Origin of the sequence: Sorangium sp. So ce296 (genome assembly GCF_051529605.1) — a bacterium.
Classification (GTDB): Bacteria; Myxococcota_A; Polyangia; order Polyangiales; family Polyangiaceae; genus Sorangium; species Sorangium cellulosum_D.
This window is the reverse complement of sequence record NZ_CP150325.1, coordinates 8,503,462-8,520,747: the sequence shown is the minus strand read 5'-3', so window position 1 is coordinate 8,520,747 and position 17,286 is coordinate 8,503,462. Positions and strand designations below refer to the sequence as shown.

Below are 17,286 nucleotides of genomic sequence, written 5' to 3'. Positions count from 1 at the left end.
CTCCTCGAAGCTGGCCACTGGCGGCTCTAGCCTCGACTTGGGCACAGCTGCCCGAAGTCAGGCAGCAGTGTCCAAGCACGCCAGCAGCGGCGCCAGACGTTTCTTCAACGTCGGAGCGTTTGCGTCGGGCTCAAAAAGTCGCTCAGCCCACGAGGCACGCCGCAGTGTCGCGAGCATGTCGGAGAAGGCAGGCAAGGTCTTGGAGGGCGAGCTCTTCGGCGAGTACCAGGGCGCTTTGGTCGGTTGCGCCGAGCGGAGCGCGCAGCCGCTTCGGGCGTACCAGAGCACCACGAGCGTGTAGAGGAGCAAGGTGAACGGGGCGGTTCGCTCGACGGCGCGCTCGGTCCTGGAGCGCGGCTGCTCAAGGCCGAGCTTGCCCTTGGTCTCCTGGAAGGTGGTCTCGAGCGACCAGCGCGTGGCGTAGTGCTCGATGATGTTCTTGGGGGCCATGGTCGGGTCGGTGCTGAGCAGCACGTCGTCCTTGGCGTGGCCCGGAAAGCCGCGCACCACCACAAGGCGCACCGGCTTGGAGTGGGCCACGGCGTACCAGAGCGCGTCGAGGGTCATGACCTTGACGGTGACGACCCGGTGGTAGGCGCTGACCTCGACCCGCTGCCAGCGCGCCTTGGCTGCGTCGGCCTGGGCGGCCGGTGATGGCAGCCTCATGCCTCGCACTCTCGGCCGCCCCATCTGGCCGCCGCGGCGGGCAGGCGCCGGTGCGTAGAGGGCCGCGTCGAGTCGCGCGCGGCCGACGAAGGTGACGTTGCTGGGGCGAGCCCGGACGACCGAGCGATTGGTGTAGGCCGCATCTCCGACGACGAGCAGGCGCCGGTGCGGCAGCTGCTCGGCCAGCAGTGCGATGAGCTCAGCCGCAAGCTCGGTGGTGCGGCGATGCGCGCGCCCCTGCTGCTGGCACAGCTTCTCGCTGCGGTAGAGCCGGAACAGCACCGGCAAGCACCACGTCTTGTGGAACAGCTGCACGATGATGCCCAGCACCACCCAAACGTGCCCCCAATGGAACGCCACGCGCGTGGCGGTCGACAGCAGCGGGTCGCGATGCATCGACGCAGCGGCGATCTTCTTGCCCGTGTGACGACCGAGCGTGTCGTCGACCGCGGCCACAAGCGGCTGGTCGCGCTCGACCAGCGCATCGACCGCGCGCACCAAGGTCAGCCCCAGCGCGTCGCGCTCCCAGATGGACTTGGAAAAGAAGCGATGGAAGCTGCGGATGTGCTTCCAGCCCATGGCGTTGGCAGCACGCACCGCGGAGGTGACCGTATGGCGGCCGAGCGCCAGCACCCAGCCGCACGCCATCGTCAGGAAAGTGTGGAAGGTAGGTGCGGTGAAGTGCGGCTCGAGCACTTGCAGCAGCGCGAGGAAGCTGGGAACGATCACGACGTCCGGCACGGGAACCTCTGGTGGGGCTGGTGTGTGGCAACTCCTCCTTCGCCAAAGCGCGACCGTGCCGGAAGTCTTTGTCGGCGTACAATTGATTGTTTTTACAAGGAAATCGCCGCTGCGTGGGCGCAAGGGGCAGCGTCCAAGTGCGGCGTAGCTGACGCTACCGCCCACCACGCACGGCAGCATCCGGCCAGAGCCGCCTCCGTGCATCGTGGCCCTGCTCGCGAGCGCCGCGTGCGCCAGAATTGATCCCCTTTCGCGTTGCCGCGCCGGTGCGGCGCTTGCAGCGCGAGGACCGCGGCCACCACGAGAAAAGTGCCCAAGTCGAGTCTAGCATAAGCAGCTCTAAAGTGTTCCAGGCTTCATATAGTACAAATTGCACGTGCTTCGACGCACATGGATCGATCCGTGCTCGTTTTTTCCGCCCCGCCCCACCTCTGGCGAGCCATCGCGACTTCGTCTCGCCTCGATTGGTACCGCCGTCAGTGCACTCGGTGTCTTGTTATGCAGTTCTATCTCACCACGAAGCTATGGAGGTTCGCTTCGGACGTATGTGCGCGGTTTCTGCTCAAACACGATCGAGCCAGGCTGCTCGCATTCCAACATAAACAGAGACCTGACGCTGCTCCAATGCCGTACCGAGAGCGTCACCTTCGCCCCGGCCTACCGACGACCCGCCCAAGCGCCACCGCCCGCAGCGCGCTCGGGTGCACCTCGAACTGATCAAGCTGCAGCCTCACCTCCACCACCGCCCGCGCCCTGAACCGCTGGAACATCGGCAGCTCCTTCGCGAGCCGCTCGGGCAGGTACGTCGGAATCGCGTCCCCTCCGCCCCCACCGCCAGGCGTGAGCAGCGCCCGGATCCACGCCTGCCCCAGCACCGTCCGCTTCTGGTAGTGCCGCTGCTCCAGGAGCAGCCGCTCGGTATGCGCCTCCAGGTATCCCGGCGGCAACCCCCGCGCGGTCTGCACGAACGCCTCCCGCAGCCGCGTTGTGTACCCCTCGAGCCCGGCGCTCCCCTTCTCCAGCCACGGAGACTTGAGCAGCTCGCCGATCGTGTCGCTCTGCTCCTTCAGCCGCTTGTCCCCCGCGGTGAAGGGCGCGACGAGCGCCATCGTCGCCTCCAACGTCTGCTTCTCGTCGAAGGGGAACTCGAGCGCGCCATCCACAAGCACGAGCGGCGGCGCGAAGGTGCCATCCTCCATCGCCGCCGCGAGCTCCTCGGCGAGGCCTGCCACGCCGGCCGGATCGCCACCTCGGAGGACGGTGAGCACGTCGCGGCGGTCCTTCGCCTCCTGCCGCTTCTCGCGTGGCTCCGCGTCGTTGACCTCCTCGTCGCGGGCGCGCGCCTTGACGTCGGCGATGAGCTTCTTCCAGGCTGGGTGCTTGCGGATCCGCGCGACCTGCTCGGGATCGAACCAGAGCAGCTCGATGACGTCCGCCCCCTGCGAGGACGCCTCCGGGCGCGAGGGCGCAGGCGCTGGGATCGCTACAGCCGCACGGCCCTCCCCTCCCGCAGCCTCCCTCTTCGAGGCACCGCCCCCCCTGCGGGCAGCCGCTTCAGAGCCGTTCTCCGGCGCGCTCCCCGGAGGCACCCAGGCGCCTATCTTCGGCTTCGGCTTCGGAGCCGCTGGCAGCACAGGCTCCAGCGGCCCGAGATCCGGCGCCGCCGGCTGCGCGCTCGCCACGAGTGGTGCAGCTACGGCTTTGCCGAGCACCGCGGCCTCGCCCCACGAGAGCCGTGGCGCCGAGGCCTCCAGGCCGGCGTTGCCCAACGACACCATCCCTGGCGGCGGAACCGGAGGTGGCGGGAGCAGCGGCGTCGCCTCGTGCTGCGAGGGGGCCGGCGGCCGCGCGAAGGGCAACGGCGATTGCCCGGTGCTCCGCGCAGCCATGCTTTGCGGCCTCGAATCCAGCCGCTGGTTGGCCCACTCGTCCCGCAGATCGACCGTCCCGGTGCCGTCCTTGATCACGTCGGGCACATAGCGCTTGAGATCCGCCCATTCGACCGAACGCCCGCGTTCCACGGTCGCAACGAGGACCCTCCCGGGCTGCTCGGGATGTTGCAGCGGGACGACGCCGCGCCAGGTCAGCGTGTAGACCGCGCGATCCGTGTCGATCCAGAGCGAGTCGCAGACCATCTGGATCTCGCGCGCCTCGCTTCCATCGCCGGGCTCCACGCAGGCGCGCGCGCGGAGGCCAGCCAGCGCGGTCTCGAGCCGCGCATGCTCGCGGTGCAGGTTCTCGAGGACAAGGCGCTCGTCGCCGCGGAGCACCTGGATCTGCTGGTCTGCGGGAGCCGCATTGAACCAGCTGGTGTCGAGATCCTCCGGCATCGGCCGCCGGTGCCAGTCCCTCTCTGACCAGGCCGTGCGGTTGACGAGCTTCCTCGCGCGCTCAGGCCAGCTCGGCGCGATGGGCCCGAAACCTACCGGCGGGATCCGCGTGCTCCGATCCCCGAGCCGGAAGCCACGCGGCTGGAGGTTCGGGATCCGCCCCAAACCCTGGGCGTCGAGACGTCCAGGATGACCCATGCCCACCGGGTTCCACGTCTCCGGGCCGCCTGCAGCGCGCTCGTAGCGCAGAGGCATCGAGCTGAACCGCGGGCCCTCGTGGAGCTTGCCTTCCGCTGTCCAGACACGGTCGCAGTAGATCTCGATCGACTTGTCAACGCTCCCGATGGCGAGCCGCGCGACGAGCGCGTGGACCGGCTCCTTGCGCGGCGCGAACGCGCTGCCGACGAGGAGCACGTCGGCACGAGGCTTGAACGGGACGAGATCGCTCGGCGAATGGAGGCTACGTGCAGGATCGCCGTCCCAGTGCTTGTCGTTGTCGTTCGGGCGCTCCTGCTCGCCCGCGAGCGGAGAGACATCCGGGAGCAGGCTGAACGTGGACTTGCAGATGACGGTCTGCGCCCAGTCGCCGCGAGAGCGGCGCCAGAGGAGCGAGGCGGTGCAGAGGGGCCCGAGGGCAACGACGTCCATGCGCGGTCCAGAAAGCATCATACTGCCACAGCCGCAGGACCGCGCGCCCATTCTCCGCGCGCCGCGCCGGCGCCGGCCACGCGCTCACCATCGCGCGAATCTCGCCACTGCGCCCTGTCCATCTACCCGACTTGCGTCTACCGCGGTGCATCGCCACGCACCTCACGCTGGACTGCTTCGATGATGAAATTCGGGCAGCTGATGTCTCAGCACCCTTCGGGTCACGCCGGAGGACACCAGCGGCGCTTCGGTGGATCGTGAGCGGACCGCGAGATCACCGCTACAGCCCCGACGTCTCGACCGGCGCCAGCACGACGGCCCCGACGCCGTACGAGATGTCGCCGAGCTCGACCTCGGCGTGGTCGTCGAGCCGGCCGGCCGTCGTGGGGCCGGCGATGCCGGGGACGACCGGCCGCCCGCCGCGTCCTCCTCGATGCGCGAGCGCACGCCTGCCATGGCGCGCCCCGATCGCGGGGCGCCCCGAGACATCAGGGATGCCCTGGCGGAAGCCGCACGGGAGCCCGGCGGCGAACAGGGCCGTGGCGCTCGTCTCCACGTAGATCTCGCCGGGCCGGTTCATGCTCGTCCACCACAGGCCGGTCTCCGGATCCTGCGCGTCCAGGATCGAGGCGACCTGCCGCTCGAGCGACGCCGCCACGACCTCGTCGCGCTCGCCGGCGCGGATGAGCACGTTGCTGAACATGAACAGCGAGTCGATCCAGAGCGTGCGCTCGAACCGCAGCGACACGCCGGTCGCCGCGGCAGCGGTGCCCCAGGGGCGCCGTCGAGGAGCCCCCGCATCCCCGCGCGATCCGCGCAGCGAGCACATCGAGCGAGCTGAGCAGAACCTGTCGCCGCGCACCCGCGCAGGCTGCGTCGAGCGCGCCCGCAGCGGCCTGAGCGGGAGGGGCGCGATCGCCGAGTGGTGCAATCCTGCGCGAGCGTCCGCCTGCTGTGGCGGAACGCGACGCGCATCGTCGCGCGATCGCGCCGGCAGCCGCGAATCCTCGCTGCTGCACGCTTTCCGCTGGGCGGCCTCCCGATTGCATCGCCCCGGCCGCGCTGGGGGGAATCGAGGAGGTTGGAATGGCGAACGAGCAGAAGCAGGGAGTCGGCGCGCAGGGACAGCAGGGCTCGGGCATCCAGGAAGGCCGCACCGAGAGCAGCGTTGTTCCCGACAAGGACTACAACCTGGTCAGCGTGCTCTACCATGCTCTCCAGGGCGCGGAGACCTATTCGAAGTACGTTCAGGACGCGCAGAAGCAGGGTGATCAGGAGCTCGCCTCCTTCTTCAGCGAGGTGCGGCAGGAGGAGCTGCGGCTCGCGGAGCGCGCGAAGCACCTGCTCGGCCAGCGGCTGGGCGGCGGGCGCTCGGGCCAGGGCGGCGCGCGCGGCAGCGCCTGACGCGATCCAGCGGTCGAATCGACGAGGCGCCAAGGACGCTCGGGGAGCACGGTCTTCCTCGAGCGATCTTGGCGCCTTGTTTTGTCGTCGAATCGTCGAAGCGCGGGAGACGAGCCGTGGCGGGCGCCCGCTCGCGGCGCGCGCCGGAAGCTCGCGCGTGGGAGAGCCTCCGTGGTATGCGCCTGCGCCATGCCCCTCCCCAAGCACCCCCGCGCCGTCATCACCGGCGCGGCCTCGGGCCTCGGCCGCGCGCTCGCCGTCGAGCTCGCGGGCCGTCAGGCGAAGCTGCTCCTCGCCGACCTCAACGAGGAAGGCTCCCGGGAAACGGCGCGCCTCGTCGCCAGCGCCGGCGGCGAGGCGCACGTGGTCCACTGCGACGTGAGCCGCAGCGACGATGTCGCCGCGCTCGTGGGCGAGGCCGATCGCGCCCTCGGCGGCGTCGATCTCGTCGTGAACAACGCGGGCGTGTCCGCGGGCGGGCAGGTCGGCGAGACCCCCCTCGAGGACTGGGCGTGGGTCATGGGCGTCAACCTCTGGGGCGTCATCCACGGCTGCCACGCGTTCGCGCCGCGCTTCAAGGAGCAGAGGAGCGGGCACTTCCTGAACGTCGCCTCCGCCGCCGGCTTCCTCTCCGTGCCAGGCGCCGCCTCGTACTGCGTGACCAAGGCCGGGGTCGTCGCCCTCTCCGAGACGCTGCGGCTCGAGCTCGCCCCGTACGGCGCCGGCGTGACGGTCCTCTGCCCGACCTTCTTCCTGACGAAGATCGTCGAGAGCGGGCGCGGGTTCGATCAAGCCACCCGGGACGCCGTCGTGAAGCTCATGGGGCGCAAGGGCGTCCAGGCCGACTACGTGGCGCGGCGCGCCGTCGAGGCGGTCGACGCCGGCCGCCTCTACGCCGTGCCGCACCGCGACGGCCGCTGGTTCTGGCGGCTGAAGCGCGCCGTCCCCGAGCTGCTCCAGGACGTCGTCATGCCCCGGCTGACGCGCAAGGGGCACTGATCCGGAGCGCGCCGGCCACGGCGGGTCGACAAGGCGCAGGTCGGCGAGATCCCGTTCGCGCCGGTCCGAGCGCGCATGACGTCGGTGTGACGGTGCTCTGCCCTACCTTCTCCAGGCTCTCGGGGTGAACCGCACGATGGGAGAGCTCGGGGTTTCGAGGATCGATGTGATCCAACTCATGAGATCACCTCGTCTTCCGGAGGACAGGTAAGCGAGAGCGAGCTCGCTCGATAAGCCTTTTCTTCAAGCAATACGGGCGAACACCGGGCGTCGTGGAGCGGCGCTCGCCTCATCGCGCCTCCGGGTCGTCGCGTGTGCGTCGGACCGCGCCGGCCTCTGGTATCGTGGCATCTCCTATGCGTTCGCCGCTCCCTCCGCCGCTCGCCCTCATCGCCCTGCTCCTGCCCGCGTGCAGCTCCACGGCGCCTCCGGGGCCCGAGGACAGGCTGCTCCGGTTCGAGTCCCCCGACGCCGCGGTCGAGATCAACACCGCGCCCTTCGCGCTGCGCATCCTCGACGCCGAGGGCAACACCGTGCTCGAGACCGTGAAGGGGGCCGGAGACGGCGCCTACGGCGGCCCCGCGGCCACGATCGACGAGGCCGTCCACCGCACGGGCTTCCTGCCCGGCTGGGACGAGTTCACGCCCATCGAGGGCCCCTGGCGGCGCGCCGCCCACGCGACGGTCCGCGCGGAGCGGAGCGACGGCGCCACGCTCGAGCTCGCGCGCGACGGGCTCTCCCTGACGCTCGACGTGTCGCTGGACGGCCCGCGCGTCCGCCTCGCGCTCGACGCCAGCGAGGCCGAAGGCCAGGCGGAGCCCAGCGCGCCGAACAAGACGAGCCTCTCGTTCGCGCTCCGCCAGGACGAGCACTTCTACGGCCTCGGCGAGCGCTTCGCGACCGTCGATCACCGGGGCCAATCGCTCTACGCGTGGGCCGAGGAGGGCGGCCTCGGCCAGGGCGAAGACGCGCCCGCAGGGCCGGGCAATCCGTATCCGAACGGCCCGTCGATGACCTATTTCCCCGTCCCGTTCTTCCTCTCGAGCCAGGGCTACGGCGTCTACCTCGACACCACGTTCCGGAGCGAGGTCCACCTCGGCAGCGAGGCGAGCGACACGTGGCGGATGGCCGTCGACGCGCCCTCGTTCGCGGCCACCATCTACGTGCGATCCGAGCCGCTCGCGGCGATCGCCGATTACACCGAGGACACCGGGCGCCCCCCCGTGCCCGCGCCGTGGGTGTTCGGCCCGCGACGGCGCGTCAACCGAGGATCGATGATCGACGGGGTCGACGAATACCTCCTCATGCGCCAGCGCGACATCCCGATCACCGGGATCGACGACGCCCTCCACTTCCTCCCCGCGCTCTCGCACCTCGGCGTCGAAGACGAGGTCGCGCAATGGACGAGCGACCTGCACGCCGCCGGCTACAAGGTCATGGCCTACAACAACCCGTACATCGCCGAGAACGCGCCGAACGCCGAGGCCGATTACACCTACGCAAAGGACCATGGCTTCCTCGTGAAGGGCCCAGACGGCGAGCCCTCGCTCACCACCTTCATCTCCGGCCAGTTCCTCACGGTGGCCGCGGTCGATCTCACGAACCCCGACGCGGTGGCCTGGTACAAGGACCTCCTGCGCCGCACGCTCGACCTCGGCTACGACGGCTGGATGCACGATTTCGGCGAGTACACGGCCCACGACGCCGTGTTCCACGACGGCCGCCGCGGCGACGAGGTCCACAACGAGTTCCCGGTCCTCTCGGCGCGCGCGGCGCATGAGCTCCTGGAGGAGGAGCGCCCCGGCGATTACCTCTTCTTCGTGCGCTCGGGCTACAGCGGGACCCAGGCGCTCGTGCCCGCCGTCTGGGGCGGCGACGCCGAGGCGACCTTCGACGAGACCCAGGGGCTCCCGTCGGCGGTGCGCGGCGGGCTCAACCTGTCCATGTCGGGCGTGCCCTACTGGGGCAGCGACGTGACCGGATTCAAGTGCATCACCAGCGCTCCCAACGACAAGGAGGTCTTCCTCCGGTGGGTCCAGCTCGGCGCCGCGTCGCCGATCATGATGGAACAGGACGCGTGCTCCAATCCGGTCACGAAGAAGACGAAATGGAAGCTCTGGAACGACCAGGAGACGCAGGACGTCTATGCGAAGTACGCCCGCCTGCACACGCGCCTCCTACCGTATTTCATGACGCTGGCCGAGGAGGCGGCGAACAGCGGCAAGCCGCTCTCGATGCACCCGTTCCTGCTGCACCCGCGCGACCCGGCGGCGTGGTCGGTCGACGACGCGTACTACCTGGGCCCGGCCCTCTACGTGGCGCCGGTGGTGCGGCGCGGCGAGACGTCGAGGAAGGCGTGGCTGCCGCCCGGCGCCCAGTATGTCGATCTCGACGATCTCACGGCCTACGCGGGCGGCAGCGAGCAGGTGATCCCGGCGCCGCTCGAGAAGCTGCCGCTCCTGCTCGTCTCGGAGCAGATCCTCCCGCTCCTCGACCCGAGCATCGACACGCTGGCGCCCGCGGCCGACCCGTCGGTGGTGACGCTCGAGCAGGTGAGCGACCGGCTCGACGTCCTGGTGGCGCTCCCGCCTGGCGGGCGGGCGCGCCTGACGCTCGCCGACGGCACCACGCTCGAGGCGTCGCGCGGGGCGGAGCAGGGCAACCCGGGCGCCCTCGAGGAGGCGAGCGCGGCCACCATCGAGGCGTGCGCGTCGTGCTTCCTCGCGACCAGCGAGGGCGGCGTGGAGCGCCTCCGCGCGACCTCGAAGCTCGCCGAGAGCTCGGAGATCGCGCTCGAGGACGTCACGCTCACCGCGAAGGGCGGCCCCGCGCGCCGCGTGCGCTGGGACGTGCTCCGGCTCCGGCCGTGAGCGCGCGCGGGGGCGCGCTCGGGGGCGCCGCCCGCCGCGCCGCCGTTCTGCCTGGAACGCCGGGGAACCCCGGGGGAACGCCGGGGAACCCCGGGACCGCCAGCTTGTGGCGCCGCCCGCTGACCCGTTGTAAACGCGGGGCGTGACCCAGGCGCGCTCGATCTTCGCCCCAGGACTCTTCGCCGATCAGGTCGCCCTCGTCACGGGCGGGGGCAGCGGGATCGGCCTCGCGTGCGCGCGCGAGCTCGCGTCCCTCGGCGCCAGGGTCGCGATCTGCGGCCGCAAGCCCGACAAGCTCGAGGCGGCCGCGAAGGCGCTCGCCGGGGACGGCGTCGCCGAGGCCGACGTGCTCGCCGCGCCCTGCGACATCCGCGAGCCGGAGCAGATCGCCGCCTTCGTCGGCCAGGTCCTCGGGCGCTTCGGCCGCATCGACGTCCTCGTGAACAACGCCGGGGGCCAGTTCCCGAGCCCGGCCATCGACATGACCCCGAAGGGCTGGGAGGCGGTCGTCCGCAACAACCTGAACGGCACCTTCTTCATGACCCGCGAGGTCGCGCAGCGGGCGATGTTCCCGGCCCGGCGCGGCCGCATCGTGAACGTCACCGCGTCGGTGAGCCGCGGCTTCCCGGGCATGGCCCACACCGGCGCCGCGCGCGCCGGCGTCGAGAACCTCACCCGCTCGCTCGCCGTCGAGTGGGCGGCGCACGGCATCCGCATCAACGCCGTCGCCCCGGGCAGCAACATCCGTTCGAGCGGCACGTCGCAGTACGGCGACGAGCTCCTCGAGCTCGCGCGGCGCGCCACCCCGCTCAAGCGCCTCGCCACCCCGGAGGAGGTCTCGAGGCTCATCGTCTTCCTCGCGAGCGACCAGAACGACTTCATCACCGGCGCGGTCTACGGGATCGACGGCGGGCAGCCGCTCTGGGGCGACATCTGGTCCATCCCCGAGCCGGGGGGCGCGCCGGGCGCTCCGCCGGACGGCAAAGGCTGAAGGGGCGCGGCGTGACCTACCCGCCCCCGTCCGCCGCCGGCCAGGCCGCACCGGAGCCCACCTCCGGCGCGCTCTCCGACGCCCTGGCGCCGCCGTTCGGGCCGCCGTCCGCGCCCCCCTCCTCCGCGCCGCCGTCGTCCGCGCAGCCGCCCGCCGAGCCGACCACCCTGCTCGGGCGCGTCGCCCGGCGCGTGCGCGACTACTTCCTCGCGCTCGACCCGACCTTCCTGTCCGCGGTCGCGCCGCTCGCCGTGATCGCGGTCATCCTCTTCACGCGCGCTCCGTCGACGAACTACATCTTCGACGAGCAGGAGGCGCTCCTCGCCAACCCGTACGTGAACGCGAAGGGCGGGCTCCGCTTCATCGACGCGATCCACCGCGATTTCTGGGGCCTGCCGCCCGACCGGAGCGTCGGCTCCTACCGCCCGCTGCCGAACTTCCTCTGGCGCACCGTCTGGGCCGTCACCAAGCAGCCGTTCTTCCACCACTTTTACAACGTCCTCTTCCACGCGGCGAACGCCGCGCTGCTCACGTGCGTCACGTTCTGGCTCACGCGCAGGCGCGGGCTCGCCTACCTCGCCGGGCTCATCTTCGTCGGCTGCGCGGTGCTCACCGAGGCGGTGAGCGGCATCGTGGGCATCGCCGACGTGCTCGGGGGCCTCGGCGCGATCGCCGCCCTCGCCGCCCTGGCGCTGCCCGCGTGGGCGATGCCGTTCGGCGTGTTCGCGGCCGTGCTCTTCGGCCTCTTCTCCAAGGAGAGCGCGCTCGTCTGCGTGCCGCTGATCCCGTTCGCCGCCCTGATCGCGGCGCCGCTCACGCACCCGACGCGGCCGGCGCGGCTCGTCCGGTCGCTCCTCGCGCTGCTCGCCGCGGGCGCGGCGTTCGTGCTGTACGTCGAGCTCCGGCGGCGCTGGTTCCCGGCGCCCATGCCGGCCGAGCTCGCGACGCCGCTCCCGGAGGGGACGCCGCTCGCGAAGCGCGCGCTGCACGACCTGCTCGTCTGGTTCCACCAGGCGCCGCTGCCGCGCGATCCGCTCAACAACCCGCTCAGCACCGCGGACACCCCGCACCGGATCGCCGGCGCGCTGCGCGTCTACTGGCGCGGCCTCACCCAGGTCGTGTTCCCGTGGACGCTCAGCGGCGACTACTCGTACCCGCAGGAGCCGGCGCCCGACCGGCTGGTCTTCTTCGGCAGCGTCGCCGGCGCCGCGATGATGGCGCTGCCCCCGCTCGGCTCGCTCGCCCTCTGGATCGTGGCGCTCCGCCGCGAGCACCTCGAGCGGCGCGAGCGGCGCTCGGTGCGCGCCGCCTTCCTTGTCGACGGCGGCCCGGCGACGTCGCGGCGGTGGTCGCTGCTCCTCGCCGGGGCCCTGCTGGCGGGCGCGGCGGCCGCGCTCGCCGCGTACGACTGGCACGTGCTCCGCCCGGCGGGGCGCGTGGCGCCGCTCCGGGCGCTGCCGCTCGTGCTCTGGCCGCTGCCGTTCCTGCCCGCGCTGCTCCTCGGCCTCGGGTTGCTCGTCGAGGGCGGGCGCCCCCTGCCCTGCCCCGCGACCGCGGACCGGAGCGTATGGGTGCCGCTGCGCCGCGGCTACGCGGGGCTGTGCCTCCTGGCGATCGGGCTGACCTGGGTCGTGGTCAGCTACTTCCCGCACTCGAACATCCCGGTCGTCCTGCCGACGGTGCGCGCCGAGCGCTTCTGGTACTTCCCGGCCATCGGCTCGTCGCTGGTCCTCGCGGTCGCGTTCTCGTGGCTGCACGAGGCGCTCGCGGGCTCGACCCTCGCGCCGCGCAGGCGCTGGTCGTGGCGGGCGTGGCTGACGCCGGCGCTGTTCGCGCTCTTCTTCGGCTTCCAGTGCGTGCAGGCCTACCGGCACGCGATGGACTACCGCAACGATCTCGACTTCTGGGCGGCGACGAAGGAGGCCGTCCCGAACAGCGCCAAGGCGCACCTCAACTACTCGGTCATGAAGGGCGCCCGCGGCGACCTCCCGGCCCGGCTCGCCGAGAGCAAGATCGCGGTGGAGCTCGCCCCGACGTGGCCGATGGCCCACGTGTACACGGGCGACACGCTCTGCCGCATGCACCGCGCCGACGAGGCCTTCCCGCACTACCAGCGCGGCATGGAGCTCGGCCCGAACGAGCTGAGCCTGATCGCGCTCGCGCTGCAGTGCCTGCACGACGAGCAGCGCCTCGCGGCGCACGAGGCGGAGCTCCGGCAGCTCGCGGAGGAGCACCCGGGGACGTGGCTCGCGTACCTCGCGGTCGACACGCTCGACAACGGCGCGAAGCACGGGGGCGTGGACCCGAAGTACCGGCCGCGCGGCTACAACGAGGGGCCGAAGGAGTGACCGCGGCCTGGCACGTGTACATCCTGCGCTGCGGCGACGGGTCGCTGTACACGGGCATCGCGCGCGACGTTGCGGCGCGGCTGGCCCAGCACGAGGCCGGGCGCGGGGCGCGGTACACGCGCGGCCGGGGGCCGCTCGCGCTGGTCCACGTGGAGACCGCGGCCGACAAGGGCGAGGCGCTGCGGCGGGAGGCGGCCATCCGGAGGCTCGGGCGCGCGGGGAAAGAGGCGCTCGCGAAGGGGCCGGCGGGGGACGGGGCCGCCAGGGGAGGCTCTCGGGGCGGGCGCGAGGGACGCGCCGGGCGGAGGTAGCGAGCGCTTCGGCCCCGCGGGACGAGCTCCTTCACGAGGGGCTGCGGTGACCGGAGCGCCACTGGCGGAAGTGGCTGCAGGAGGGACTGCCGTGGCAAGAACCATCGGTAACGAGCTCAAGCGATGGATGGGGGAAGGCACCACGCAAAAGACCGCGCGCCTCGTCGTGGATGCCGCGAGAGGCCCTCAGGAGGGCCCGCGCGTCCATGCCATGCTCAAGGCAATCCGAGAGCATTTCCTCAGCGGCGATGCGGCCATCCCGACCGTCCTCATCCTGACGGAGGCACAGTTCGAGCTCTTGCCGTTCAGCTTCCATGAGCTCACCAGGGACAGGCTCACCGTAGAACGTGTGCAGGACGCCCAGACTGCGCGCGCACTGGCTGACGAGCTCGCGGAGCAAGGCGCTTTCGTCGTCGCGCCCTATCCACGCCGGGACGTCGCGCGCTGGATCGCGATCCGGCTCGACGGCCAGATCGCAATCGACCCGCCGGACTGCCTCAGCCTGGTCGAGCAAGGGAGCGCGCTACCTGGGCTGCCCGAGGTAACCCGGCCTCTGGCGAAGATCGAAGAGGAAGAGTCTCCACCCGCGAAGCTCCCGACCACCGACGCGATCGCGCTGCGGGCGCTGATGAGCAAGCTCGCCGCAGGACAGGAGCTCCAAAAGAAGGATTACGGAGAGGCGAGCAGCTGGGGTGAGAGCGCCGTCGTGTCTCCGGCGCGGCGTCTCTCTTGGGCGCGTCAGCTCGGGATTGAAGCAGCGGCGACCGTAAAAGAATGGGCAGCAGCGCTCCCGCGGCGGATTGCGCCGGTGCCCATCCTGGAGGGAGAGGTGTGGGTCGAGGGAGCGCGTCGCCTCGCGAGCTTGTCGGGCACGCCCGCAGCGGTGGTGACCGGCAAGGCGGTCCTGGCCATCAACGTGCCGGAGTCCGCGCGCGCCGAGCTCGCCGCGCTCGGGAAGGTGGAAGTCGAGGAGATCCCGCCCACGCGGCGCTCCAAGCTGGAGCAGATGCTGCGTGACGCGATCGCGATGACCGAGGACGATCTGCTCGACGATCCGTTCCTCGAGGCGCTCGCTGCGCGCCACGCGACAGACGACGTCGACCGCGAGTGCCTGGAGCTCGCGCGAAGAGCGCTGCTGTTCTCGGCCGCGTTCCGGCCGCCTCCGTCGCCCTCGGCGGACGACTGGCGCGGCGCTCTGGCGGCGCTGCTCGACGGGACCGACGTCGAAGCACGCTTGCGGCTCCGCATCTCGCCCGACGCACCTGGAACCTACGAACGCTCGTATCCGCCGTTCGTGGCACCTGAGGCTCCTCCGGAGCATCCATGGAAGCGATGCCGGCGTCCCCTTGCAGACGTGATCGTCCGGCGAGATCAGAAGCTGGTCATCGTGCAGAGGAGCTCCGATGAGCATGAGCGGATTACCATCCCCGTTCTGACCGGCGCGTCCGAGACCTGGTGTACGCAGCTCCTCGAGCAATTCGCGTGGAACGCAGATCAACCCAGCATCCACGGCTGGAGCGCCAGCACGCCGCGCGATGATGCCGATCCGGCGCCGACATGGACCGAACGCCTGAAAGCTCGCGCTGGCAACGTCGCTACTTCAGAGACGTCATCGCTGGAGATTTCCACGAGCCACTGGGAGGAATCCGACCGCCAAATCGCGTTTGTCCTTGCCTCACTGAGGTCTGCCATGGCGCGCGAGACGGCGTTGCCGCTACCGGGCGGCAAGGTGATGATTCACCTCGCGAACGGCGTTTTTGCGCACATTCACCTGCGCGCGCACGCGGCTACGCAGGGACAGACGACGGCCAGCCTCGTGCAGGTGGCAGAGAGGTCCTGTTTTGCCAACAAGGACAGCCGGGGCGCATGGCTCCCGCCGGCGCTGTGCGTGCGGATCACTACGCACGTGGCTGTCAGCGACTATGGTAGGAGCGAGACCGAGATCGGCGTCCTCGTGCCTCGGGGCGTGCACCTCGCCGGCCACGGTCTCCGCGCCGACCTGGTCTTCTGCGCGTCCCCGCTGTTCCATGCGAGCGCGCCGTCATCGGCGCTCGTCGCCGCCGCGGCAGCCGAGCGCGCCGCTGCGCGGCGTCGTGCCGATGACGACTGAGCGCATCGGCTCCGCGAGGAGCGGGCTGTTCCCGCGGGCGGTCGGCCGCGGATGGTGGTCAAATTTGAACATGAAGGCGGGAAGGCGGGAAGAAAACATTCATGTTCTTCCCGCCTTCCCGCCTTCCCGCCTTCATGTGGACTCTCCCTGGGCAAGGTTGACCACTGCCCGGCCGCGCCGCCGATGGCCATTGCGGTGGCGAGGGTGGCCTGCCGAGATCGCTCCGCTGAAGCGCGCGGATCCACCTCGCACGCGCATCAGATCGCGGCGATCGCCGGGGCGGTCCACGCGCTCGGCCGCCGAGCCCAGCAACGCTTTTCGTTCCCGTCCAGTCGGCGATCGGGTACCCCGTCGTCCCATGCCGGATGCCCGGGCGCCTCGCGCCATGGATGCGGTGGTGATCGGCGCGGGCCCGAACGGGCTCGCCGCGGCCGTCGCGCTGGCCGGGGCCGGCCTCTCGGTGCGCGTCGTCGAGGCGCGCGACACCATCGGCGGGGGCGCGCGCACGGCCGAGCTCACGGGCCCCGGCTTCCGGCACGACGTCTGCTCCGCCATCCACCCCACGGCGGTGATCTCGCCGTTCTTCCGGACGCTGCCGCTCGCGGAGCACGGCGTCGCCTGGATCTACCCCGAGGCGGCGCTCGCCCACCCGCTGCCCGACGGGAGGGCCGCCCTGCTCCACCCCGATCTCGACCGCATGGCGGAGACGCTCGGCGAGGAGGACGCGGCGTCCTGGCGCGGCCTGTTCGGGCCGCTGCTCGCGCAAGACGGCGCGCTGTTCGCCGAGCTGCTCGGCCCGCCGCTGCGCATCCCGCCGCGCCACCCGCTCCTGCTCGCGCGGTTCGGCCTCTCCGCCGTCCGCTCGGCGGCGGGGCTCGCGCGCGACACGTTCCGCGGCGACGCGGCGCGCGGGCTGTTCGGCGGCTGCGCGGCGCACGCGTTCCTGCCGCTCGAGGCGCTGTTCTCGGCGTCCTTCGGCCTCGTGCTCGCGCTCGCGGCGCACGCGGCGGGCTGGCCGATGGTGCGCACCGGCTCGCAGGCGCTCATGGACGCGCTGGCCGCCCTCCTGCGCGCGCGCGGCGGCGAGATCGAGACGGGCCGCGCGGTCGCGTCGCTCGACGAGCTGCCCGCGGCGCGCGCCTACCTCTTCGACACGACGCCGGCGGCCATGGCGCGCATCGCGGGCGACCGGCTCCCGCCGGGCTACCGGCGCCGCCTCGAGCGCTTCCGCCACGGCCCCGGCGTGTTCAAGGTCGACTACGCGCTCGACGGCCCCATCCCGTGGAAGGCGGCCGCGGCGGCGCGCGCGGCGACGGTGCACGTGGGCGGCACGCTCGACGAGGTGGCGGCCTCGGAGCGGGCGCTCGCCGGCGACGCGCCCGCGGAGCGCCCCTTCTGCCTCGTGGCGCAGCAGAGCCTGTTCGACGGCACCCGCGCCCCCGCCGGCAAGCACACCGCCTGGGTCTACTGCCACGTGCCGCCCGGCTGCACGGTCGACATGACGGCGCGCATCGAGGCCCAGCTGGAGCGCTTCGCTCCCGGCTTCCGCGATCTCGTGCGCGCGCGCGCCGTCCACACCCCGGCCGCCTTCCAGCGGTACAACGAGAACTACGTCGGCGGCGACATCGCCGGCGGGGCCAACGACTGGATCCAGATCTTCGCGCGCCCCGTCGCGAGCCTCGACCCCTACGCGACGCCCAACCCCGCGATCTACCTCTGCTCCAGCTCGACGCCGCCCGGCGGCGGCGTCCACGGCATGTGCGGCTACCACGCCGCCGCGGCCGCCCTCCGGCGCGTGTTCCAGAGGCCGGCGCCCGCCCTCGCCGCGCCGGCGCCGCAGGCCGCGCTGCCGCCGCGCGGCGGCTGAG

The 17,286-nt window shown here is 71.7% G+C and carries 11 protein-coding genes; 8 read left to right on the top strand and 3 right to left on the bottom strand.

Going from position 1 to position 17,286, the window contains the following annotated elements:
* Positions 1 to 57: 57 nt before the first annotated feature.
* The 3 genes from WME98_RS31430 to WME98_RS31420 all read right to left on the bottom strand — a co-directional run bounded on the left by WME98_RS31430 (position 58) and on the right by WME98_RS31420 (position 5,133).
* Positions 58 to 1,407 (bottom strand): IS701 family transposase, encoded by a 1,350-nt coding sequence (locus tag WME98_RS31430; protein WP_437945396.1) that lies wholly within the window; start codon positions 1,405 to 1,407, stop codon positions 58 to 60.
* Between the two features lie 641 nt (positions 1,408 to 2,048).
* Positions 2,049 to 4,385 carry a DUF2169 domain-containing protein gene (locus WME98_RS31425; protein WP_437945395.1) on the bottom strand — a complete coding sequence of 779 codons (2,337 nt, stop codon included), beginning with the start codon at positions 4,383 to 4,385 and terminating at the stop codon, positions 2,049 to 2,051.
* A gap of 280 nt (positions 4,386 to 4,665) precedes the next feature.
* Positions 4,666 to 5,133: a glycoside hydrolase family 88 protein gene (locus WME98_RS31420; RefSeq protein WP_437945394.1), complete on the bottom strand. Its 468-nt coding sequence runs from the start codon at positions 5,131 to 5,133 to the stop codon at positions 4,666 to 4,668.
* Between the two features lie 338 nt (positions 5,134 to 5,471).
* On the opposite strand from WME98_RS31420, the gene WME98_RS31415 reads away from it, so the two are divergent.
* The 8 genes from WME98_RS31415 (at position 5,472) to WME98_RS31380 (ending at position 17,285) form a co-directional block, all read left to right on the top strand.
* Positions 5,472 to 5,789, top strand: coding sequence for a hypothetical protein (locus WME98_RS31415; RefSeq protein WP_437945393.1), 318 nt, complete (start codon positions 5,472 to 5,474; stop codon positions 5,787 to 5,789).
* Positions 5,790 to 5,978: 189 nt separating this feature from the next.
* Entirely contained in the window at positions 5,979 to 6,788 is an 810-nt protein-coding gene (locus tag WME98_RS31410; protein ID WP_437945392.1) for an SDR family NAD(P)-dependent oxidoreductase, read from the top strand.
* 356 nt (positions 6,789 to 7,144) lie between these two features.
* Positions 7,145 to 9,658, top strand: coding sequence for a TIM-barrel domain-containing protein (locus WME98_RS31405; RefSeq protein WP_437945391.1), 2,514 nt, complete (start codon positions 7,145 to 7,147; stop codon positions 9,656 to 9,658).
* Positions 9,659 to 9,800: 142 nt separating this feature from the next.
* On the top strand, positions 9,801 to 10,649 hold the full coding sequence (locus tag WME98_RS31400; RefSeq protein ID WP_437945390.1) for an SDR family oxidoreductase: 849 nt from the start codon (positions 9,801 to 9,803) through the stop codon (positions 10,647 to 10,649).
* Between the two features lie 11 nt (positions 10,650 to 10,660).
* Positions 10,661 to 12,997: a tetratricopeptide repeat protein gene (locus tag WME98_RS31395; RefSeq protein WP_437945389.1), complete on the top strand. Its 2,337-nt coding sequence runs from the start codon at positions 10,661 to 10,663 to the stop codon at positions 12,995 to 12,997.
* Entirely contained in the window at positions 12,994 to 13,308 is a 315-nt protein-coding gene (locus tag WME98_RS31390; protein WP_437945388.1) for a GIY-YIG nuclease family protein, read from the top strand. The genes WME98_RS31395 and WME98_RS31390 overlap by 4 nt, the downstream gene beginning before the upstream one ends.
* Positions 13,309 to 13,399: 91 nt before the next feature.
* Complete coding sequence (locus tag WME98_RS31385) at positions 13,400 to 15,418, top strand: hypothetical protein (RefSeq protein ID WP_437945387.1); 2,019 nt, start codon at positions 13,400 to 13,402, stop codon at positions 15,416 to 15,418.
* Between the two features lie 385 nt (positions 15,419 to 15,803).
* Entirely contained in the window at positions 15,804 to 17,285 is a 1,482-nt protein-coding gene (locus WME98_RS31380; RefSeq protein WP_437945386.1) for a phytoene desaturase family protein, read from the top strand.
* Position 17,286: the final 1 nt, after the last annotated feature.